We start from the raw sequence: 21,862 nt of genomic DNA on the forward strand, positions 1-21,862 counted from the left end.
CGCAGCACAAATCCGCCACGACACGGCGTCTCGGCCCGAGTGAGGCTCAGCCGAAGAACATGTTGCGCCGGCCCGCGAGCAGGCGGTACAGCGTCTGCTGAATGGTCTCGCGGACCTGATCGGTGACCTCGAAGGTCACCATCGGGTCGTCGGCGGCGGCTTCGTCGTACCCGTCCGTCGGGATCGGGGTGCCGAACTCGATATGCCACTTGGACGGCAACGGGACCAGACCGAGCGGACCGGCGGCCGGGAACAGCGGCGTCACCGGGAAGTACGGCAGCCCGAATAGGCGGGCGATCACCTTCAAGTCGGCGATCATCGGGTAGATCTCCTCGGATCCGACGATCGAGCACGGAATGATCGGCGCCCCGGTGCGGATAGCCGCGGCCACGAATCCACCCCGGCCGAATCGCTGCAGCTTGTAACGGTCCTTGAACGGCTTACCCAGTCCCTTGTAGCCCTCGGGGAACACGGCGGTCAGCTCGCCGGCAGACAGTAGCCGGTGTGCGTCGGCGGTGCAGGCCAGCGTATGACCGGCTTTTCGCGCCAACTGCCCCAGGAACGGTGCGTCGAACACCATATCGGCGGCCAGGTTGCGCAGTGTCCGGTTGCCGGGGCACCGGTCGTGCACGGCCACCGAGAGCATCAGCCCATCAAGCGGCAGCACACCTGCATGGTTAGCCACGACCAGGGCTCCGCCGCTCGCCGGAATGTTCTCCACCCCGGTCACGTCCACTCTGAACCATCGGTTGAACAATGGCCTCAGCAAAGGAAGTAACAGCGATTCGTTGAGATGTTCATCGAACCCGAAATCATCGACGCTGTAGTCGCCACCGACGCGGCGGCGAATGAACTCAGCGACGGCGGCGATGTTGGCCGCGAGCGCCGTCAGCGACTCCTCGTCGCCCACGTGCGCGTTGCCCTGCGCCGCGCGAATCTCGTTGAGGTCATGGATCACCGCGGCGGTCTCCGCGGAATCATGGGCCGGCGCATCGCTGGTCAACGATGACGGGTGCCGCCTTCCGGCGTCAGCACGCGCCTCGGCGCGGCGAGCGCGTGCAGCATGGCGTTCCGAATTAGCCTGTAATTGAATAACTTTCGCCTTGGTTTCACCAGCCATGCTTTTCACCTCCACCCTGTTTTCACGAACTGATCTGCTGCGCGAAGGCCACCGCGCGATCTCCCAATGAGCGTACCCACTCCGGCTCGATAACTGGAGTGATCCCGCGACCCCTTACGTAATCCCCGAACGCCCCGATCGTCGTCCACTTGGGCTGGTATCCCAGCTCGGTCTTCATCCGGGTGATGTCCATGGCACGCCCATATGCCAGCCAATCGCGCTGCTCGGAACTCAGCTCGGTGTACCGGGTGCCCTTGGTGAAGGAGGCGATCGCCGCAACCGCAAACGATGGGACGGGGATGCCGAGTTGCCCGGAGCGGCGCACCGCCTGCGACATCATCATCATGCCGTCGGCCGCGATGTTGAAGGTGCCGGCCTTACCGGCCATGGTGGCGCGTTCGAGCGCGCCCAGCGCATCCTGCTCGTGCAGTAACTGCAGGCGGGCATCGCGTCCGAGCATGGTGGGGACGACCGGGCCCGCCAAGTATCGGGCCAGCGCGGTATCCATACCGGGGCCGATCAGGTTGGCCAATCGCAGGATCGTCACCGCGACATCGGGACGCCGCCGACCCAAGCCACGTGCATAGCTCTCGATGTCGATGCTGTCCCGGGCGAACCCGTCAGCCGGTGGGCGGCGTGCGCTCATCTCTTCGGTGAACATCACCGGGTCGCGAGCGCTGGCCCCGTACACCTGTGCCGTGGACTTGACGACAACGCGTTGCACGGTGGGCGCCTTCTGGCAGGCCGCGAACAGCTGCATTGCGCCCATCACGTTCAGTTCCTTGAGCGCAGCGCGCCCGCCGGAACGCGGCGAGTACGACGCCGAGGCGGTGTGCACCACCGTGTCGACCTCGCCGTTGCGAATCACCTTCGCGATGAACGGATTGCGGATGTCGGCCCGAACAAACTCCGCCCGGCCCATGCGACGCAGCAGATCCTTGCTAGGAGCTACTGCGTCGACCGCGATCACACGATTGATCATCGGATTCTGGACCAGGCGTGTAGCCAGGTAACCCCCGAGGAATCTGCTGGCCCCGGTGACCAGCACGACCCTCGGATAATGCAGATTGGTCTCGCCGGCACTCACGGACGCAGTTTATCCATCAGGGCAGCAGTAGGCATCCGGAGCGGATGCCCACTAACACAAGGTTTACTTGCCGAGTTTTCTGCGCTGGACGCGAGTGCGACGAAGCAGCTTGCGGTGCTTCTTCTTGGACATACGCTTACGCCGCTTCTTGATGACTGAACCCATGAACTCCTGCTAACTACTGTGAAATCGTCTTTACCGTGGGCGGTGCACAGCGGCTGACGCCAGCCGTACACGAGCGCCCTAACCCCTCAAGGCTTGAAACCAGGGTGCCGCACGACTCTACCCGTTACGGCCCCTCGTCAGGAAACCGGCCAAATCTCGAAGGGCGTTACTGCCAGTTCCTACTCGCCGTTCGGATTAACCGGCGTCGAAGTAGGAGGCCTGCAGCAGATCGTTTACCGCCTTGGCGTGCACACGGAACGACCGGCCGACCCGCACCGCGGGCAGCTCTCCGTTGTGCACCAGCCGGTAGACAGTCATCTTGCTGACGCGCATCAGCGCGGCGACCTCGGCGACTGTAAGGAACTGAGCCTTCCCGGATTGGCCAGTAGCCGACGCTTCCCGGCCCGGCTTGGCGCCGGCCCCGTCGCGTGCGGATGGCCCGTTCATTGACGTCATCGCATACCCATTCCCTCGGCACATGTCGTGCCGCCGATCTTCCCCATCGGCGGTACGGACACGCACGTGCTAGAAGGAGAATAGCGGGACCAGTGGGGTTACTGATACCCGTGTGGGCTAATTGATCAAGATTTGGTTAAATTACTCTGATGTGATTCCGAGCTGCTCGGAGCGTGTTTTTGCGGCATCCACGGCCGCGTAGACGCTTGCCCGCAAACCTCCACGTTCCAGTTCGCGCAGCGCAGCGGCGGTAGTACCACCCGGCGAGGTAATCGTCGCGCGTAGCTCGGCGGCAGTGGTATCCACCTCGGTACGGGTCTGTAGCCCGGGGGCACGATTCTCGTCCGATTCGGCCCGTTCCAGGAGCATGGCAGCGGATCCGGCCATGGTTTGGATGACCAGATCGGTGGCGACGGGGCGGGTGAGGCCCGATGCCACCCCCGCGTCGACCAAGGCCTCGACAAGCAAAAAGAAGTAGGCCGGGCCCGATCCAGACAACGCGGTCACGGTGTCCATCTGCGATTCGGCCACGGTGATGACGCTGCCGACGGATTCGAGCAGCTCGGCCACGGCACTGAGCTGCTCGTCATTGGCGAACCGCCCCTTGGCCAGGGCGCTGACTCCGGCGCCGACGAGCATCGGCGCGTTGGGCATCACCCGCACCACCGGTGCTCCGGCAGCCAGCTTGGATTCGAAGAAGCCGGTGGACACCCCCGCGGCCACCGAAACCAGAACCTGCTCGGTTTCACGCTCATTGCCCTCGGCATCCAGTTTCGCCAGCGCCGCGGCGATTTCTGTCGTCGCACTCTCCACGTCCGACGGTTTGACCGCCACCACGATGAAATCGGCGCCCTCTACGGCGTCGGCCACCTCACTGATCCGGATGGCGTATGCCTCCGCCAGAGCCTTGGCCCGGGCGGGAACCTTCTCCGAGACGACGATGTCCTTGGCCTGCCGTCCGGCCCTCAGCAGCCCGGAAATGAGAGCTTCGCCGATATTGCCGCCACCGATAATTGCGATTCTGGACATGCCGACCAGCATGGCAGACCCAGGAGTACCGCCGGAAACGGCTTTCCGGGCATGCCCGCAGACCATGAGCAGTATGTGTGTCCCCAATACGCACATTCGCCCCGGTTTGTGACTATTCGCAGACCTGACCTGGGGTAGTAGCGCGCAGACCGAAACCCGGACTACAAGTTACATATGTCACAACCGCAGCGTCGCGTGCAGACCGCACCTGTTTTCGCGCCGGTTCCCGTCCGCACCGATTTGCCCGACGGGGTACACGGCTGGGCCCAACCCGAGTTCGGTCGGGTGGTGCGCAAGTTCGCGTCGATGTATGTGAACCGCGTCGGGGGCGGTGCGCTCTGTGTGTACGTCGACGGCGAACCGGTGCTCGATATCTGGGCCGGCGCAGCGCGGCCCGGTGTGCCGTGGACGCACGACACCGCGCCCATCGTGTACTCGGCCTCCAAGGGCGTGACCGCCACCGTGATTCACCGGCTGGCCGACCGTGGGCTGCTCGCCTACGACGCCCCGGTCGCCCGGTACTGGCCGGAGTTCGCGGCCAACGGCAAGGAATCGATCACGGTCCGCGACGTGCTGGCGCATAAGTCAGGGCTCGCCGCATTGGCGCCGCTGGCGTCCACTCCCGAGGAACTGCTCGATCACGAGCTCATGGAGGAACGGCTCGCCGCCGCGCCCGTTGGGCGCTTCTACGGAAAGGCCGCTTATCACGCCATGAGCTACGGCTGGCTGCTGGCCGGGCTCGGGCGCGCGATCACCGGGAACGACATGCGGGCCTTGTATCGCACCGAAGTCGCCGAACCCCTGGGGGTCGACGGCATCCACCTCGGCCGTCCACCTGCTGATTCACCGACCATCCCCGCCGGGATCTACGCGCAGCTCGACAAGGCGGTGAACACACCCTTCCTATCGCGTGGCCTGTCCCTCGGTGCGCGGCTCATCGACATCATTCCGGCCGCCCGCGGAGCCACCGGCGCGATCCACGTGCCGGGGGCCGAACGCATTGTGGCCGACAACGGGCACACCAGCGCACCGCTGTACGACACCCAGATGGGTGCGGGCAACGCCATCTGTACCGCGCCGGCGTTGGCCAAGCTTTACGCCGCGCTGAGCAATGAGGGAAGCGTCGACGGCCGCAGGCTGCTGTCAGTCGAGAAGACCGCCGAACTGACTCGCGGGCGCGGGATCAAGCCCAACCTGCTCCTCACCCGCGATATCTGGGACCTTGGCTACCACTGCTTCCCCGCCCCCGGGCTGCTGGGCGGGTTCGGCCACATGGGCGCGGGCGGCTCCACCGGATGGGCAGACCCTAAGCGCCACATCGCCGTTGGACTCGCACACAATCACCTGATACTGCCCAACCCGATGCACAATGTGGCCTTCCCCCGGCTATGGGCCGCGACCCTGCGGAGCGCACGCTAGACCGTGGCGGCGAGCGCCTGACGATCTTCGGCGGCGAAAGTATCTTCCAGTTGCAGCGGCGAATAGTCGAGGTCGATCTCCCCCAGCGGTCGGCCACGGGCACTGCTGATTGTTCCGAACCGCCGCATCCCCTTGTCGGCGGAGTACTGCATGAACTCGTCGAGAGAAAGCCCGAATGGGGTGTCCTCGCCGTAGAGTCCGAACCCTTCCTCGGTGAGCCGCAAGGCGATCGGGATGAGCTCGTTCATGCGGGCCTCGAACACCGACCAGTTCGCATCGTCGGCCGCGACGTGACGGCGGCAGGTGAAGGTGCCCCAGGCCATGTGACGCCGCTCGTCGTCGCCGATCCGGCGCACCAGCTCCTGCATGCCCGGAAGTATGCCCCGATCCACGCAAATCTTGTGCCACGCAAAATATCCCGTCAGCGCGAGCATGCCCTCAACAACATGGTTGTAGGTGACCGAGGCGCGAACCTGCGCCGCCGGTGACGGGTCGGAGGCGAGTGTTCCGAGAGCATCGGGCAGCTGCTCGAAGAAGATCTCGCGGTATGCCGGAAGATCGTCGAGATAGCCGTGCAGATCATCGCTGACCCCGACGGCGTCAAGCCAGATCCGAAATACCTGGGTGTGCTTGGCTTCTTCAAAGGCAAACTGCGTCAAGTACATTTCGTCGCCGAGCCGCCCCTCGGCACGCATGGCCGACATGAACGGCTGGATATCCTGAGTCACCGATTCCTCACCCGCGATGAACTGCGCGCACAACCGGGTGGCGTAGTCGCGTTCGCGTTCGGTGAGTGATTCCCAGTCCGCCCGATCACGCGAGAAATCGATATCGGCCGGATCCCAGAATTTCGCGTTGCCGCCCACGAACAGTTTGAGCGGCAACGAATCCCAGTTGAGCCCTCCCGCTCGCAGCGATCCGTAATGTGTGCGCGTCATGAGGGCCTCCTAGTGTCGACATTGACCTAGTAACCATCCTGGATGTGAGTCAGCTCACAATCAAGGGTGAACATCGAACGACCGCCCAAGCCCGCATCTCATGAACGGCTGCGCCAGGCAGCAAAAGGCAAGAACTGCACGATGATTAATACGCGGATATGGCTTCGCGGAAACGCGTGTCGTCACAACGCACTCGCTTCGATGCGCTCTATCAACCGTCGCAGGGTCGTCAGTGCATCGGCAAGCTGGTGATCATCGATCGCCTCGGCGATACGGTCAGCCCAGGGGTGTTGCACCAGGGCGATCCGGTGCACAGCCCAGTAGCCGGCTTGGGTGCAGGCCAGCACCTTAGCTCGGCGGTGATCCGGATTCGTCCGGTACTCGGCAAGCCCCTTCTCAACGAGCAAATCCGCCACCCGGAGCACCCCCTGCCGGGTCATCCCCATTCGCCGGGCAATGTCGGGCACAGCGCGCGGACCATCGAGGATGCCCCCCAGCACCTGCCACCATGCGGCAGTAATGCCACCGTTCGCGGCGAGCTGTTGAGCGGCATCAAGGAATCGGGCGTTGAGCCGAAAGGTCGCCAAGACAATTTCGCTCAGCAGGTCCCCTCCAGATGTGCGCGCGGGCAGCTCGGGCCAGTCCTGCCGCGGCGGTCCGTCATCTGGATGCTCACGAGCCTCGGCCTTCACCGCGCCTCCGGTCGCATCCCAGCGAGGGTCGCGAAGGCCGCCAACTCCGCGCGATCGAACAAAGCCTCGTAGGCAGCCAGGGTGGCCTCCGACGCCAACCCCAGGCGCCTCAGCACGGCAGATGCAAACTGAACCGGCGATTGCGGGCCCGCGGTGATGAGGTCGCCGTCCAGCACGGCACGCTCGTCGAGGTAGTGCGCGCCACCGCGGTAGCCGGTCGCCGCAAGATAGTCCGGCGCGGCACTCGTGTGATCGCGCTCGTCGAGCAAGCCGCCCCGCGCCATGCCTGCGGTGGCACCGCAGATAGCCGCCACCGGCACCCCCTGCTCCAGGAAACACCTTGCGGCAGAGATAAATTCGTCGCCACCCCCGCTATCCCACATCTGCGCACCACCAAGAATCAAGAGATCACTGGCGGCGGCGTCGAGCTCCGACAGGGCCAGATCGGGAAGCAGCCGCAGGCCTCCCATCGTGGTCACGGGCATGCGCGACACCGCCACGGTCACGACGCGCATTTCCGAGCGAGTGAACCGGCCACTCCTCAGTTCGACAAGCAGGTGCCCGATCTCAGATTCGGCCAGACCGTTGTAGACGGCCACATGAGCAATACGCGATGCCATTGACAACATGCTGTCAACACGACAGCATGTTGTCAATGATGAGAGCTAGGCAGGCACGCAGATGATGACCGGGATGTCCCGATCGGTGTTCTTCTGGTAGCCCGCGTAGCCCGGGTTGACCTTCACGATCGCCGGCCACAGCGCGGCCTTCTCCTCGGCGGAGGCGGTGTGTGCCGTGAACGGACGCGCCACGTCGTCGACGGCGATCTCGACGGCCGGGTTCTTCACGAGATTCTTGTACCAGGCCGGGTTCTCGGTGCCGCCGCCGTAGGACGCCACCAGCACCACCTTGTCGGGCTCGTAGATCGGGGCGGTCAACAGCGTGCCGCGGCGCTGCCCGGTCTTGCTGCCGATGGTGTACAACTCCACCGGCTGCATCCCCAGCACCTTCTTGGGATAGCGCCCACCGGTGAGCGCGAGCAGCGCCCGGTGACCGTTCTCCAAGAACCAGGCGCCGATCCGAATGGCCCAATCAGGTTGCTTGCTCACAAAATCTCCTTAAACCGGTTCACAGATGACGACGGGGATATCCCGGGTGGTGCTGCGCTGGTATCCCGCGTAGGGGTTGCCGAATCCCCGGGTGATCTCCGGCCATAATTCGGCCTTCTCCTGCGCCGACGCGGTGCGTGCGAGGTACGGCTTGGTCTCGCCGCGCACCGTGATCTCGACATTCGGGTTGGCGACGAGGTTCAGGTACCACGCGGGATGGTGCGAGGCACCGCCCAGTGAGGCGATCACGACGATCCGCTCGTGCGTGAAGATGGGCGAGCTCAACAACGATGAGCGCCGCTCACCGGACTTTCGGCCAATGGTGTGCAACTCCAGCGTCGGCATGAAACCGAGCTTGTGCGGCCAGCGTCCGCCGGTCAGCTTCAACAGCGCGCGATGCCCGTTCTCCAGCACCCAGGCGCCGCGCTCGGCGATCCAGTCAGGCGTCTTCTGCTTGTCGCCCATGCCCGTCTCCCTCGTCAGGTAGCCCGATCAGTTTACCGGCACCATGGCGAGCTGGCGAGACTGCACCACCAACGCGCCTTCGGAGTCGATGACCGTGTGCTCCGAATCGAACCAATGTTGGCCAATCTGGTTGGTGCTGCACAGCACCCGCAACCAACCGTCGGCCGGCAGCGTACGCAAATACGTGGTCAGCTGCACGGTAGGTGCCCAGCCAAAGCGCCCGAGCGGGAACGTCACGGGCACCGAGATGTCCCCGCACACCAGCGCGAACAGCCCGTCGGGCGCCATATCGCGCGGCCGGGCCCACAGCACGATCTCGGGCTTGCCACGCTCACTCAGGTCACTCATCGAGCGCAGTGACGGCCGAACATCGAATCCGCCGAACAGGTGAAAGATCTGTCCCATCGGATGGTCCTCGGAGATGGGGGCCACGGCGGGCGGCGGCTCGGCGGGCAGCTGCGTCAGAGCGGGCGGCAGTGCCGTCAGCAGCGGGCCCACATGCTGCTCGGGAGTGCCCAGCGTGACGACGGTGTGCACTGCGGTCCGGCCCCCCTGGATGAGCTCGGCATCGACGAGCGAAATCTGCCTGCCCCGTTTGCGCACCGAGGTGCGTACTTGCATGTCACCCGGGGACGGGGCGAACAGGTAACTCGCGCTGACGGCGATGGGCTCACTTTCGCCCGCGGGTGAGCCGCTGGCGAGAAGATCTTCGGTCAGCGCCTCGCGCGCCGCACCGGCGAGCAGCGCGAGCATGACGCCGCCGTGCAGCTTGGGTCCGATGGTCCAGATGTCACTGAGGTGCGCGTCAAACAGCCCTTCACCGGCGGGGGTGAGAGACATTGCTTGCGCGAAGGGGGCATTAACCACGCCGTCTATCGCACCAGATGAGTTCTGGCGAACTCCAGCGACTCCCTCAGAATGGCCTCACGCTGGTCCTCGGTGCGAGCGGCCGAGGTGTGCACCTCCAGCACCACCTGCCCGGTGAAGTCACCGGCAGCTAGCTCCCGGCATACCTGTGCGACGGGCTGAGTTCCCTTGCCCGGCACCAAATGTTCATCCACCGACGCGCCGGTGCCGTCCGTGAGATGCAGGTGTGTCAACCCCGATCCCATGCGGCGCATCATGTCCAGGGCGTCGGTACCGGCGGTCGCGGTATGCGACAGGTCAAGGGTGTAATGCGCATGATTGGCGTCGGTGGGGTCGAATGACGGCGAGAAGGCGGACACACCGATTCCGGGTCTGCCGCCGCGGCGCTTCATGCGTTCCACCGACGTCTGCCCGGCGCCAAACAAGCGGTCGGCCCGCAGCGGGAACATGTTCTCTACCGCCACCTGGACATCACTCGAATCCTCCAGCGAGGCAACCTGTTCGGCAAATCCCTCGGCGTACCGGCGCTGCCACCGAAACGGGGGGTGCACGACAACGGTTTGTGCGCCCAATTTCTCAGCGGCGCGAACGCTGCGCTCCAGCTTGGGGATCGGGTTGGCGCCCCAGACACGCTGCGACACAAGCAGGCACGGCGCATGCACGGACAGCACCGGCATGTCGTACTTGCGGGAGAGTTTCGCGACGGCGCCGACATCCTGGCTCACCGCCTCGGCCCACACCATCAGCTCGACACCGTCATATCCGAGCCGGGCCGCGTACTCGAAGGCCGCTTCGGTTTTGAGCGGATACACCGAGGCCGTCGACAGACCAACCTTGATCGCAGGGCGCACGGTTGAGTAACGCTACCTAATCAACCGCTTGCAGCATGAGTACGAGTGGACCGAACGCGATCAGGGCTCCCACCACAATCGCGATGAGGATGCTGATCAGGTCCACCGTCTTGCGAATCACCCAGAGCGAAGCCACCAGAATTGCGATGAACAACACACCCAGCACCAAGGCGATGCCCTGATTCCAGCTCCACAGCTCCCGGAATCCGAAGAACAGGCCGGCACCAGCGGCCGCGGCCAACAGGTACTGCGCGGCGATCCAGCTGCCTTGCAGGTAGGTCTTGATCTTCTCCTTGCGGTCGGCCTTGGCCTCGGCTGTGTCGGATTCGGACTTCTTGCCCGCCTCGACGTCCGCGAGCTGACTGACCGGGGCCTCGCCCGGGCTCCCGTGCTCGCTGACGAGTTCCTGGAGCTCGTGCTCCAGTTGGTAATCGTTCTCGTCGTAGTCGTTCTCTTCGCCCTTGACGTCGTGTTCGGCGTCGTGTGAGGTCCACTCGACCGGCGTGGAGCGCCCGTACTCGCCGTACTCGTCCTCGTACTCCGCGTAGTCCTCGTACTCGTCCTCGTGGGCCTCCTCATGGGCCACGGGATCGGGCTCGGCTTCCGGCTGTACGACGGCCTCGGGCTCCGGCACGGGGTCAGGCTCGGGCTCCGGCTCGGCGGGACGAGCCACCGGCGCCGGCGGCGGGGGCACTACAGGCGCGACGGGCGCGACCGGCACGGCGGGGGCGGGCTTGGCCGCCTCGGGCTTCGGCGCAGGCGTCGGCTCGGATTCGGGCTCGGCTTTGGGCCCGCCGGTGACAGGAGAAATCACACCGGTGGCATCGTTGAAATCGATCGACTTGCGCGGCTCCCCCGGCCGCACATCGGGCGTAGGCGTCGGCGGGAAAATGCTTCGCAGCGAAGACGCCATCGAGGACGGCTGCACCGGCGTCGACGGCGCGCTGGGTCCACGGCGCGCGGCCTCGTCGGCCATGCTGTCACCACCGAACAACGCGTCCTCGTTGGAGCGCAGATAGGAGCGGGTCTCCGGTGAGGCTGCCGCCCCCTCGGGCGCCTTGGGAGCATCGGGCGCCGCGGTTTCAGCAGCCGGGGAGGGAGCCGGGTTGGGCCGTGCCCGGCCGCCCTTCTTATCGCGGATGACGGGGATCTCACCGGTCAGCTCGGCCACCGGGATCGCATCGGCATTGCCGCGCATCCGGCGGCGGTGTCCGCTGATCTTGCCTTCGGCGGCACCATTGCGCGCCAGCAGCTCGGCAACCGATACCGGCCGCTGCGTGTCGTCTGACTCGGTCATGTCCTCTCCTACCGTCCGAGGCTGATGTCGCCGGCCCTGCGACTCCGGGGACGGGTTTTAGTCAACGAATGCAGTGCCATCTGCTTCGCTATCCAGCTTGCGCAGAATTAGCCCTTCGCGCAGAGCCCAAGGACAGATGTCGACCGCCTCTAACGACAGAGCACGCATGCTTGCCTCCGCAACCAGTGCTCCTGCCACGATCTGCGGCGCCCTGTCGACACTGACTCCCTCCAACTCCGCACGGTCTGCGGTCGTCATTCGCGAGATGAACGCGATCAACTGGCGCAGTCCGCTTGCTGTAAGTGTCCTCTTAACTCGTGGTCCTGCGCCGGAAGGCGCAGCACCGGTGAGTCGCGCGAGCGACCGGAACGTTTTCGAGGACGCTACGGCCAGATCCGGGACGCCGGCCGCCGACACCTGTTTGGCGGCGTCGACCAGTTCCGATTCCAGCCAGTCACGCAGCATAGCGACGCGGCGGCGTCCCGGCGGATCTTCGGCCAACCACTCCCGGGTCAGCCGGCCGGCACCCAGGGGCAGGGATAACGCGATATCGGGTTCCTCGTCGACTCCGCACGACATCTCCAGGGAGCCGCCGCCGATATCGAGGTTGATGATGCGTCCCGCGCTCCAGCCGTACCAGCGCCGTACCGCCAGGAAGGTCAGCCTCGACTCGTTGACGCCGGAAAGGACCGCCAGATCCACGCCGGTTTCCTTCTTGACGCGGGCCAGCACCTCATCGGAGTTGGTGGCATCGCGCACCGCCGAGGTGGCGAACGCCATGATCTCCGAGCAGCCCGAGCTGCGGGCAATCTTGGAGAACTCCTGAATGGTGTGAACCAGGCTGTCTGCCCCCTTGCGGGTGAGCTTGCCGGACTCATCGATGGCCTCTGCCAGACGCAGTGCCGCCTTGGTGGAACTCATGGGAGTGGGGTGACCACCCCGTCGGGCATCAACCACCAACAGGTGCACCGTGTTGCTGCCGACATCCAGCACGCCTAATCGCACGCTGGACAGGTTAGTGGGTCTACCGTTTACATCTGTGACGACGCTGCCAAAACAGCCCTTTGGACGTGACGCCTCCCTCGACGGCCAGGAGGTGGAGCTCGACTTCGCCCGCGAGTGGGTGGAGTTCTACGACCCGGAAAATCCCGAACATCTGATCAAGGCGGACATGACCTGGCTGCTGTCGCATTGGACCTGCGTGTTCGGCACACCGGCCTGCCAGGGAACCGTTGCTGGGCGTCCTGACGACGGTTGCTGCTCACATGGGGCCTTTTTGTCGGATGCCGATGACCGGGCGAATCTGGACGATTCGGTGAAAAAGCTCACCGATGCCGACTGGCAATTCCGCGAGAAGGGGCTGGGCCGCAAGGGCTACCTGGAGAAGGACGAGCTCGACGGGGAAAAGCAGTGGCGCACACGTAAGTACAAGGGTGCGTGCATCTTCTTGAACCGCCCCGGCTTCGCCGGCGGCATCGGCTGCGCCCTGCATTCGAAGGCGCTCAAGCTGGGCGTTGAGCCGCTGACCATGAAGCCCGAGGTGTGCTGGCAGCTGCCGATCCGGCGGACGCAGGCCTGGGTGGACCGCCCGGACGGTTCGCAGATTCTCAAGACGACGATTACCGAGTACGACCGGCGCGGCTGGGGTGAGGGCGGGGCAGACCTGCATTGGTACTGCACGGGAGACCCCGCGGCACATGTCGGCAAGAAGCAGGTGTGGCAGTCGTACGCGCCGGAACTCACCGAGCTCCTGGGCGAGAAGGCCTACGCGGAACTCGCCGCCATGTGCAAGCGCCGCAAGGGCCTGGGGCTGATCGCGGTGCATCCGGCGACGGTCGCCGCGGCACCCCACTAGCGCCCTGCGCGCCCCCACTCACCGCTCTGCGCGGGCGGCTAGAGGCCGGCGAAGAGGTCGGTCTCCGGGGCGGTAGCGGCGACACGACTGCGCGCGAGCTCGAACTTTTCCGTGGGCCACAGGTGCTGGCGCCAGGTCCATGGCACCAGGAAGAACGGCCCGTTGGGATCGACCTGCGACGCGTGTGCGCGCAGTGCCCGGTCTCGTACGCGGTAGTAATCACCGCACGCGATATGGGTCGTCGCGCGGCGGCCCCGCACCCGCCGCGTCAGCACGCCAGAAGCCCGCACCCAGCCGGGTACCGCCACATCGCCCAGACGCGGGTCCGCGGGTGTTGTCGCGCCGGAGTTACGGCGCGGGATACGGCTGACCAGCCGCTCGGCCCGGCCCGCGAACCTCACCATCGCCGGTGTTATCCGGACGACTTCGTGAAGGTAATAGAGCTTGGCCACGCTGGTGCACGCCTCGTAGGCCGCCACGGCCATCTGATGACAGCGGATGTGATCGGGGTGCGGGTAGCCGCCGCATTCGTTATAGGTGATCATCACCTGCGGCCGGAAATGCTCGATCACCTCGACAAGGCGTGCCACAGATTCGGCCAGCGGCACCCGTGCGAAACCGTCCCGTGGCACCATGCCGGGATCCAGATGCAGGCCCGAGTCGGTAAATCCCAACCAATGATGCTCGACGCCAAGAGTTTTGGCAGCAAGCGCCATTTCCGCACGGCGCACATGTGAGAGATTCTCGTGAACACCCGGCAGGTCCATCGCCGGGTTGAGGACGTCACCACGCTCACCCCCGGTGGCCGTGACGACGAGCACCTCATGTCCCTCGGCCGCGTACTTGGCCAGGGTCGCCGCGCCGCGGCTCGACTCGTCGTCGGGGTGGGCGTGCACCGCCATCAACCGCATGATCTCAGTGGAACACAGATCACCGTGCGCAAATCGCCCGGCCGGACACCGTCAGCCGGTGCGCTGCGGCCCGCGTACCGGCAGCTCGCGGGCCAACCCGCCGAGGCCAAACCAGAAGACAGGTTGCAGGATGGCGGCGACCGGACGGATCAGGAATCGCGAACCAGGGAGGTTCGTCAGATATCGCGGCGCGCAGGCGAGCGTCCAGTCGACGGTGGCCTTGCCGGGTTCGGGTTCCGGCACCACCCGGTATTCCTCGCACCAGGACCCGAACACCGGCAAGGTGGCATCGAGCGCCGTGTATCGCATCACGTGGGGCGCGTCGAAATGAATGATCTGCTCATGCTGGGCGAACACCATCCAGGAGTGGATGTACATCTGGAAGTCCCGGACAGTGCCCGGGGTTGGTGTGATGTCCAGCGGGTAGCGACAGCCCCACACCGACGGCAACCAGGACCACATCCGGTCCCCGGACACCACCCGCCAGACTTCCTCGGGCGGCGCGTCGAAGGTGCGGCGCACTCGGGTCACGAACGGCGCTGTCGCGAAGAAGTCCTCGACTCCGTCGGCCGCGATGGGTACCGCGTCAAACCGCATGTTCGATCTCCTTTGCCGGGCTGTTTATCCGCTTGAATTCGTATGCGGTTGAGGGAAATTGGACGCTGCGCCGGTAAGACTGCAGGACCGTCCAGGGCCGCACGTAGGGCGTATGGCCCTGCGAGTTGATGAAATAGCTGTTCGAGCCGGCGCAGTTCACCGTGAAGTACCGGTTCAGGTTGGCGCCACTGCGGGAAATGTTGCCCTGGAAATCATCCAGCGCCTCCCGCGTCACCTCGACCCAGGTGGCTCCCCTGGCCCGGGCTCGTGTCATGACAGCGCCGATGTGGCGCATCGAGTTCTCCAGGATGTAGTGGAAGCTGGTGCCGGTCCACGAGTAGGGGCCGACGAGCATGAACCTGTTGGGCAGCCCCGGCACCGAGGTGCTCTGGTAGGCCTGCAACCCGTTATCGCGATAGAACTCAGCCAGGTCGAATCCCTCGGTACCCAAAACAGTTCCCACCCGATAGGTCTCGGCATCGGAAAACATCTCATAGCCGGTGGCCAGTACCAGGACGTCGATGGGGCGCTCGACGCCCGCCTTGTCCACGATGCCTGTCGGGGTGATCCGGTCTATACCGTTCGACACCAGCGTCACATTCGGCCGGTTGAACGTGGGCAGGTAGTCGGCGCCGAGAGTCCCCCGCGTGCATCCCGCACCGAACCGTGGGCGCAGCTGCTCCCGAACCGCTGGACTATCCACCTTGTACCGCAACCAGCCTCGGTATGCCCACAGTGCCACCCGGTCGAATATCGCCCCACCGACCCGGAACAACGGTTTTGGCGTATAGATCAATACACGCAGGCCGAGTTCGACTCCGGCCAAACCGATTCCGTTCACACCGTTGGCGAACCTGCGTCCGGACAACAGCCGCTGCAACAGCCTCGGCAACCGGAAATCAGGTTTCGGAAAGTACCATTGCGGCGTCCGCTGATACACGTCCAGATGTTCCACCTCACCGGCGATGGCCGGAGCGATCTGCACGGTGGAACTACCGACACCGACAATTCCGACCCGCTTACCGCGCATGTCGATATCGTGTTGCCACCGTGACGGCACCTGGATCGGCCCCGCGAAGCTGTCCAGACCTGGAATGTCCGGCGCAGTACGCGGATTGATGTAGGCGCCGATCGCGCTGATCACGAACCGCGCCGAGATGACCTCGCCACCGGTGGTGTGGACCTGCCAGAGGTGGTTGTCTGCGTCGAACACCTCACGTTCGACGCAGGTCCCGAACAGCGCATGGTCGCGCAGTCCGTGTCGAGCCACCAGATCCAGTGCGTACTGCTGTATTTCGGCTCCCGTCGCGAAAAACCGCTTCCAGTCACCCTTGGGGGCGAAGGTGAATTGGTACGCCACCACCGGGATGTCAGCGCCGACCCCCGGATAGGTGTTGCGCAACCAGGTGCCGCCGAAGTCTTCGTCTCGGTCGATGATGACGAAGTCCTCGATACCGATCTCGAGCAATTTGATGGCCGCGCAGATGCCCCCCAATCCGGCGCCGATGATGGCCACCTCGAAATCGGGTTCGTCATGCAATTCCATGGCTGCTTCCATGGTTCGTCTCACGGCGTTCCTTCCATTTCGCACGGCATATCTCGACAGGCCGCCCGGCCGGCCACCCGCGAGGCTCCCCCACCGTGCCGGGCGCGGATATTTAATAGACTGACATGCCATTCACTAAATATCAAGACTGTCGCGGCGGCCCACGCTGGGGAAACTCCCCCAGATTGCCCCTATGCGTGATCGGTAGTATCCAGTACCATCCGTTCCACTAACTTGCTCGATCAACGTGGAACCGGGAGGCACCGTGAGCATGCTGCAGGATCCGAAACTGGCCGAATCGCTGGTTGATCTCACCCGGATCGCTCACCCGCCACGGCGTCATCATGGGTATCTCGATGTCCTGGGACCCGAGAAGCCCGAGAATGACGAACCACTCTCCCTGGCCAACCGGTTCATGCAGAGCCCGTTGTTGGCCGCTATCTACGAGCGCGCCTGGCGCCCGATGTTCACCCGCGGATTCAGCTACGGCGGCAAGAGCACCCTCAGGACCCACACCACCCTGATGGACGAGATCGCTGGTCGCGGAGACCACAAGATTCTCGATGTCGCATGCGGCCCCGGCCTCTACACCCGCGAGCTCGCGGCACAGCTCGGTACCGACGGTGTGTGCATCGGGCTGGACCTGTCCGGCCCGATGCTGCGCAGAGCAGTCCGCGACAACTCTGCCGAATATGTCGACTACATACGTGGCAGTGCACATGCGCTGCCCTTCGCCGACGCGTCATTCGACACCGTGGTATGCCTGGCCGCGCTGTACCTCATCCCCAACCCCGAGCAAGCCGTTCGGGAACTGTGCCGCGTCGCGGGAGCAGACGGCCAGATCGTGATCTTCACGTCCTTGCGCACACCGGCGGCGTCACTACCCGGTGTCACCAGGGCCATGCGCGCCGGCGGGTTCCGCGCGTTCGGGCGCGATGAAATAACCGGCTGGTTGCGCGCCCAGGGATGGACGAACATCGACCAAACACTCACCGGACAAGGGCAATTCATTCGTGCTCGGCGCGAGGCCGCTCTTCGGATGGCCACCTAACGGCGAGCACGCCTTCTACTTCTTGGACGGCACCAGCTTGATGAGGTCGGTCATCCCCGCTTTGGCGGCGAAGTAGCGGGTAAGTCCGGGCGCCAATCGGTTGTTCAGATACTGCAGCCGCGCTTCGGGTGTCACCGGCACCACCTGCTTGTTCTTGCGCACCGCGGTGACGATCTGGCGGGCCACCTTCTCGGGGCCGTAGCGACGCATCGCGTAGGCCTTGTCGCCCGCCAGCTGCATCCGCGACTCCTCCTCCGCACTGACCCCCGAAATCTTAGTAGTGGCAACGATGTTGGTGTGTACCACGCCGGGGCAGATGGTGGTCACGCCAATATTGTGTGCGGCGAGATCAGCGCGCAGACAGTCCGAGAACATGAAGACCGCGGACTTGCTTGTCGAGTACGCGGTGAACGCTTTCTGCGGGCTGTACGCCGCCATGCTGGACAGATTCACGATATGCCCACCGAGCCCGCGTTCGGCCATCTTGGCGCCAAATGCCCTACTGCCGTTGACCACCCCGAATAGATTGATCTCGATGATGCGCCGGAACTCCTCCGACGGGGTATCCAAGAACGCGCCGGCCGCGCCGACGCCGGCGTTGTTCACCAGAACGTCAGGCACACCGTGGCGCTTCACGACCTCCTCGGCATGCGCGTTGACCGCCTCCTCATCCGCGACATTGAGGCGGTACGCATGCGCCACGCCACCCTCCTGCTCGATGAGTGCGACGGTTTCATGGGCTCCGTCCAGGTTGACGTCGGAGAGCACCACCTCGGCGCCCTGCCGGGCGAACTCGAGCGCGGTTTCCCTGCCGATACCGCTGCCCCCTCCGGTGATTACCACCAGCTGATCCTCGAACGGTTTGCGGCTCTTGCCCATTTCTGCCCTTCGTAGTGCGCGGCCGGGCTGCTTGCCCGATACCGCGTCGATGAGTTCGGTGGCCGCCGCCGCGAGCACCTGCGGGTGCGAGAAGGGCAACCAATGGCCCCCATCGACCACGCGACGCCACGTGTGTTGGTTCCACTTGAGCTCATCGTCATAGTTGGATTGGCGCACCGCGGGGTCCCGGGTACCGACGACGACCTGGACGGGCACCCGGGTGTGCCGGTCCTGCGGATGCAGCATGGCGGGTAGCGCGTTGGCGCGGTACACCCGCAATGTCCTGGTGATATCGCTCATGAAAGTCGGGCCCAGGTGGATATCCTCCACGGCCGCCCCCTCGGCGAGAGATAATCCAGTGCGCCAGCGTCTTTCGCTCATCGTCAGCTTCAGCAGGACATTCGGGATGACAGGGGTCATGGACCCGAACATGTAGAGCAACGAACCGATCTGGCCCAGTGCCAACGCCAGATTCCTCGGCGTCGGGTTGCTGAGCCGTGAGCGCACCCACTTGCTCATGTGATGGGCCGAGGGCCCCGACACCGAGGTAAAGGAAGAGAATCGGTGTTCCAGCTCCGGGTTACAGATGGCCTCCCACATCGCCACGCTGCCCCAATCATGCCCCAGCACGTGCACAGGCGCATCGGGGCTGACCGCATTGGCGACGGCGATATAGTCGCTAGCCATCTCGGTGAGCCGGAAGTCGCGAAAACTCTTGGGATTGGTGCTCTTTCCCGCCCCCCGATTATCAATCGCGACCAGCCGGAAACGGTCGCGCAGCAGTGGCGCGACACCATCCCATAGGTGATGGGAGTCGGGCCACCCATGCACCAACAGGATCGTCTCACCCTCCGGATTGCCCTGAATGAAGTACGCGACGTCGATATCCCCGTTGCGCACCACATGTTCAGCGACACCGCTACCGGTCATGTCGTCCGTACGCTCAGTAGTGAGAGTCATATTTTTCTCCGTTCGCAGAGGAGCATCTGGCTACCGCCGTGCCGCCGTGGGCTTTCGCCCCTCCTCGACACCGGCTTGGCGCGGGAGCAGCTTCCGTTCATCGAGCTTGCCGAGGGCCCAAGCACCCCATCGCTCGGCACGTTCAATCGAGAATGCTTGTGTGGTACGTCGATTGATGCCCGGCGCGACCCTGCCAAGGACATATCCGAGCCAGGCCTCGGTACGCACCGGTACCACCGCAAGGTCATACCGCACCGCACGGGTGACCGCGCGTGCCACCAAATCCGGACTCATCGGAGAGAACGGCAGGCCGGCCACGAAATCCTGTACCCGCCGCATGATTTCCTTGCCACGCTCGACCATTTCCTGGTCCACGCCAACCGTTATCCCGTTGAGCCCGATATTGGTGTTGATAAATCCTGGGCAGATGGCGCTGACTCCCACACCTTTGGGCCCAAACTCCAACCGTAGGCATTCGGTGAGCATCTTGACGCCCGCCTTCGACACCGAATACGGGGCCATTACCGGAGTCGGGGTGAAGGCGGCTGCCGAAGCGATGTTCACGATATGCCCACTGCCACGTTCGACCATCTGCTCTCCGAATACCCGGCACCCATGCACGACCCCCATGAGGTTCACCGAAAGCAATCGATCCCAGTCGGCTGGCGTGAGTTTCAAAAATGCTCCGCCCAAGGCGATTCCGGCGTTGTTTACCAGCACGTCGGCAACACCGTGGTCGGCGAGCACATCGCGCGCGAACGTCTCCCACTGGTCGGGATCGGTCACATCCAGCTGCGCCGCCGACGCGGCGTCTCCGTTGGCCCGGATCATGGCCGTGGTGGCTTGCGCGGCATCGAGATCCCTGTCGGAGACCACCACGTGGGCTCCACGTTTGGCGAATCTGATGGCCGTGGCCCGGCCGATGCCACTACCCGCTCCGGTCACCACGACCACGCGAGGCTCCAACGAGTTGACTCTCATACTCTCTCCCCTGCGGTCGATGCGACGGTCTCGGGTACCGCCGATCCGGTTGAGTAGCGATACACGTCGAGGTTGAAGTGGCGGTTTTGCCAATACATCTCGCCGTGCGTGGTCGGCCGGAACGGCGAGTCGCCATTGTGGTCCAAGTAGTACGTGTTGGATCCGGAACACACGTCGGTGAACAAGAAGTTCTTCTCCTGCCGTTTCAGGCACTTGCGGAAGTACTCGTCATGGGCTTCCTGGCGGATCTCACACATGCTGGCCCCACGGCGCTTTGTCTCCGCGATGGCCCGAGCCAAGTGCGCCGACGTGGCCTCGATCATCCAGAGGTAGGACCCGAGAACAAATCCGTACGGTCCGGTGATGGAGAACATGTTGGGATATCCGGGTACCGAAACTCCTTGATAGGACTGGAAACGGTGCCTGTCCCAGAACTCGCCCAGGTCCTGACCGCCACGGCCGAGAACGGGAAAGGGCGGCACCGAGCCCTTGTCCCACAGTTTGAATCCCGTCGCACAGATCAGCACATCGACCTCATGCTCGACACCGTCGACCGTGCGTACTCCGTTGGGCGTGACGCATTCGATCGACTCGGTGATCAGACTGACGTCGTCCCGATTGAAGGTCTTGAGGTAATCGTTCGACATCGACGGGCGTTTACAGCCCAGCCCATACTGTGGAATCAATTTCTCACGGATCACCGGGTCGTCGACCTGTTTACGCATCCATCGGCGCATCGGCGCCTCACCGGCGCGCCTGACCGCGTTGATCAGCCAGGTGGGCCCGGCCACCTGGCCGCTCATCGCCAACTCGATGCCTACCGTCGCCACCGATCGGATGGCCGAGCGAATTTTACTGTTCCCCAATATCGTCCGGCCCAGCTGCCCGATCTCCAGATCGAGCTTCGGCCCTACCCAGATCGGGGTGCGCTGAAACACCGCGAGATGACTCGCCTCATCGACGATGGCGGGAACCAGTTGCAGCGAGGTCGCCCCTGTGCCGATCACGGCTACGCGTCTACCCGTAAGCGCCACATCGTGATCCCACAACGCGGTATGCATGAGTGTCCCGCCGAAGTCCTGCACGCCCGGGATGTCGGGCATCTTCGGACGCTCCAGCCCACCGACCGCCATCACGCAGTGCCTCGCCGTGATTTCCTTGCCGCCGTCAGTGGTCAATCGCCACAGGATATTTCGTTCATCGAATACGGCGCGGGTAATGCTCGTTCCCAACCGCAGTTTGTCGCGCAGACCATACTTGTCCACCATGGAATCGGCATACTGCTGCAACTCGGTTCCCGGCGCGAACAGGCGCGACCAATCACCACGCTGCTCATAGGAGAAGCTGTACACCACCGATGGGATGTCTACCGCCACGCCTGGATAGGTGTTCGCATGCCAGGTGCCACCCACCTGATCCCACTTATCAATGATGATGAAATCGTGTATCCCTTTGCTTTGCAGAGAGATACCGGTTCCAATTCCGCCGAATCCAGCTCCGATCACCGCCACTTCGTGATCCGGCTGTTCCAGTTCGGTCGTTGTTGCATGCCGTGCGGCACTGCTCACGGTGCGCGTCTCCTTTGAC

General features: G+C 64.3%; 23 protein-coding genes. 3 read left to right on the top strand and 20 right to left on the bottom strand.

Going from position 1 to position 21,862, the window contains the following annotated elements:
- Positions 1-46: 46 nt before the first annotated feature.
- The 5 genes from ABG82_RS22780 to proC all read right to left on the bottom strand — a co-directional run bounded on the left by ABG82_RS22780 (position 47) and on the right by proC (position 3,857).
- Positions 47-1,120 carry a lysophospholipid acyltransferase family protein gene (locus tag ABG82_RS22780; RefSeq protein ID WP_043077092.1) on the bottom strand — a complete coding sequence of 358 codons (1,074 nt, stop codon included), beginning with the start codon at positions 1,118-1,120 and terminating at the stop codon, positions 47-49.
- 22 nt (positions 1,121-1,142) lie between these two features.
- Positions 1,143-2,207, bottom strand: coding sequence for an SDR family oxidoreductase (locus ABG82_RS22785; protein WP_043076956.1), 1,065 nt, complete (start codon positions 2,205-2,207; stop codon positions 1,143-1,145).
- A 63-nt stretch (positions 2,208-2,270) separates the two neighbouring features.
- A complete protein-coding gene (locus ABG82_RS27925) occupies positions 2,271-2,372 on the bottom strand; it encodes a 30S ribosomal protein bS22 (protein ID WP_003402602.1) in 102 nt (33 codons plus the stop codon).
- A gap of 195 nt (positions 2,373-2,567) precedes the next feature.
- Positions 2,568-2,828 carry a helix-turn-helix domain-containing protein gene (locus ABG82_RS22790; RefSeq protein ID WP_043076955.1) on the bottom strand — a complete coding sequence of 87 codons (261 nt, stop codon included), beginning with the start codon at positions 2,826-2,828 and terminating at the stop codon, positions 2,568-2,570.
- A 141-nt stretch (positions 2,829-2,969) separates the two neighbouring features.
- Positions 2,970-3,857, bottom strand: a complete 888-nt coding sequence (gene proC / locus ABG82_RS22795) for a pyrroline-5-carboxylate reductase (RefSeq protein WP_174544341.1) — start codon at positions 3,855-3,857, stop codon at positions 2,970-2,972.
- A gap of 174 nt (positions 3,858-4,031) precedes the next feature.
- Between proC and ABG82_RS22800 the strand changes: the two genes are divergently transcribed.
- Positions 4,032-5,276, top strand: a complete 1,245-nt coding sequence (locus ABG82_RS22800; RefSeq protein ID WP_043076953.1) for a serine hydrolase domain-containing protein — start codon at positions 4,032-4,034, stop codon at positions 5,274-5,276.
- Here ABG82_RS22800 and ABG82_RS22805 read toward each other — a convergent pair.
- From ABG82_RS22805 to ABG82_RS22845, 9 genes are all read right to left on the bottom strand, one after another.
- Entirely contained in the window at positions 5,273-6,214 is a 942-nt protein-coding gene (locus tag ABG82_RS22805; RefSeq protein ID WP_043076952.1) for a R2-like ligand-binding oxidase, read from the bottom strand. The genes ABG82_RS22800 and ABG82_RS22805 overlap by 4 nt on opposite strands.
- Positions 6,215-6,396: 182 nt before the next feature.
- Positions 6,397-6,906, bottom strand: coding sequence for a MarR family winged helix-turn-helix transcriptional regulator (locus ABG82_RS22810; protein ID WP_308213258.1), 510 nt, complete (start codon positions 6,904-6,906; stop codon positions 6,397-6,399).
- Positions 6,903-7,526, bottom strand: a complete 624-nt coding sequence (locus tag ABG82_RS22815; RefSeq protein WP_043076951.1) for a DJ-1/PfpI family protein — start codon at positions 7,524-7,526, stop codon at positions 6,903-6,905. Before ABG82_RS22815 ends, ABG82_RS22810 begins: the two co-directional genes overlap by 4 nt.
- A 45-nt stretch (positions 7,527-7,571) precedes the next feature.
- On the bottom strand, positions 7,572-8,015 hold the full coding sequence (locus ABG82_RS22820) for a nitroreductase/quinone reductase family protein (protein WP_043076950.1): 444 nt from the start codon (positions 8,013-8,015) through the stop codon (positions 7,572-7,574).
- Between the two features lie 9 nt (positions 8,016-8,024).
- Entirely contained in the window at positions 8,025-8,480 is a 456-nt protein-coding gene (locus ABG82_RS22825) for a nitroreductase/quinone reductase family protein (protein WP_043076949.1), read from the bottom strand.
- A gap of 27 nt (positions 8,481-8,507) precedes the next feature.
- Positions 8,508-9,347, bottom strand: a complete 840-nt coding sequence (locus ABG82_RS22830) for a thioesterase family protein (protein ID WP_078343802.1) — start codon at positions 9,345-9,347, stop codon at positions 8,508-8,510.
- A gap of 5 nt (positions 9,348-9,352) precedes the next feature.
- Positions 9,353-10,198, bottom strand: coding sequence for a sugar phosphate isomerase/epimerase family protein (locus ABG82_RS22835; RefSeq protein WP_043076947.1), 846 nt, complete (start codon positions 10,196-10,198; stop codon positions 9,353-9,355).
- A gap of 16 nt (positions 10,199-10,214) precedes the next feature.
- Entirely contained in the window at positions 10,215-11,495 is a 1,281-nt protein-coding gene (locus ABG82_RS22840; RefSeq protein ID WP_043076946.1) for a membrane protein, read from the bottom strand.
- A 57-nt stretch (positions 11,496-11,552) separates the two neighbouring features.
- The gene (locus ABG82_RS22845; protein WP_043076945.1) at positions 11,553-12,500 is read right to left on the bottom strand and encodes a Ppx/GppA phosphatase family protein; all 948 of its coding nucleotides are present in this window, start codon (positions 12,498-12,500) and stop codon (positions 11,553-11,555) included.
- A 34-nt stretch (positions 12,501-12,534) separates the two neighbouring features.
- Here ABG82_RS22845 and ABG82_RS22850 point away from each other — a divergent pair, with 34 nt between their 5' ends.
- Positions 12,535-13,350 carry a hypothetical protein gene (locus ABG82_RS22850; RefSeq protein ID WP_005077870.1) on the top strand — a complete coding sequence of 272 codons (816 nt, stop codon included), beginning with the start codon at positions 12,535-12,537 and terminating at the stop codon, positions 13,348-13,350.
- A gap of 38 nt (positions 13,351-13,388) precedes the next feature.
- Here the strand turns inward: ABG82_RS22850 and mca are convergent, their stop codons facing one another.
- The 3 genes from mca to ABG82_RS22865 are packed head-to-tail and all read right to left on the bottom strand — an operon-like array spanning position 13,389 to position 16,416.
- Complete coding sequence (mca, locus tag ABG82_RS22855; RefSeq protein WP_043076944.1) at positions 13,389-14,261, bottom strand: mycothiol conjugate amidase Mca; 873 nt, start codon at positions 14,259-14,261, stop codon at positions 13,389-13,391.
- 51 nt (positions 14,262-14,312) lie between these two features.
- Positions 14,313-14,858: an SRPBCC family protein gene (locus ABG82_RS22860; protein WP_043076943.1), complete on the bottom strand. Its 546-nt coding sequence runs from the start codon at positions 14,856-14,858 to the stop codon at positions 14,313-14,315.
- Positions 14,848-16,416, bottom strand: a complete 1,569-nt coding sequence (locus tag ABG82_RS22865; protein ID WP_174544380.1) for a flavin-containing monooxygenase — start codon at positions 16,414-16,416, stop codon at positions 14,848-14,850. Before ABG82_RS22865 ends, ABG82_RS22860 begins: the two co-directional genes overlap by 11 nt.
- Positions 16,417-16,675: 259 nt before the next feature.
- Here ABG82_RS22865 and ABG82_RS22870 point away from each other — a divergent pair, with 259 nt between their 5' ends.
- Positions 16,676-17,455, top strand: coding sequence for a class I SAM-dependent methyltransferase (locus ABG82_RS22870; protein ID WP_043077089.1), 780 nt, complete (start codon positions 16,676-16,678; stop codon positions 17,453-17,455).
- Positions 17,456-17,470: 15 nt separating this feature from the next.
- Here ABG82_RS22870 and ABG82_RS22875 read toward each other — a convergent pair whose 3' ends face one another.
- Genes ABG82_RS22875 through ABG82_RS22885 form a run of 3 tightly spaced genes read right to left on the bottom strand, consistent with a single transcriptional unit; the run spans position 17,471 to position 21,843 of the window.
- Positions 17,471-19,294, bottom strand: a complete 1,824-nt coding sequence (locus ABG82_RS22875; protein WP_043076942.1) for an SDR family oxidoreductase — start codon at positions 19,292-19,294, stop codon at positions 17,471-17,473.
- 30 nt (positions 19,295-19,324) lie between these two features.
- Positions 19,325-20,275: an SDR family NAD(P)-dependent oxidoreductase gene (locus tag ABG82_RS22880; RefSeq protein ID WP_043076941.1), complete on the bottom strand. Its 951-nt coding sequence runs from the start codon at positions 20,273-20,275 to the stop codon at positions 19,325-19,327.
- Positions 20,272-21,843 (bottom strand): flavin-containing monooxygenase, encoded by a 1,572-nt coding sequence (locus ABG82_RS22885; RefSeq protein WP_043076940.1) that lies wholly within the window; start codon positions 21,841-21,843, stop codon positions 20,272-20,274. Before ABG82_RS22885 ends, ABG82_RS22880 begins: the two co-directional genes overlap by 4 nt.
- Positions 21,844-21,862 lie beyond the last annotated feature (19 nt).

The organism is Mycobacteroides immunogenum (assembly GCF_001605725.1).
Classification (GTDB): Bacteria; Actinomycetota; Actinomycetes; order Mycobacteriales; family Mycobacteriaceae; genus Mycobacterium; species Mycobacterium immunogenum.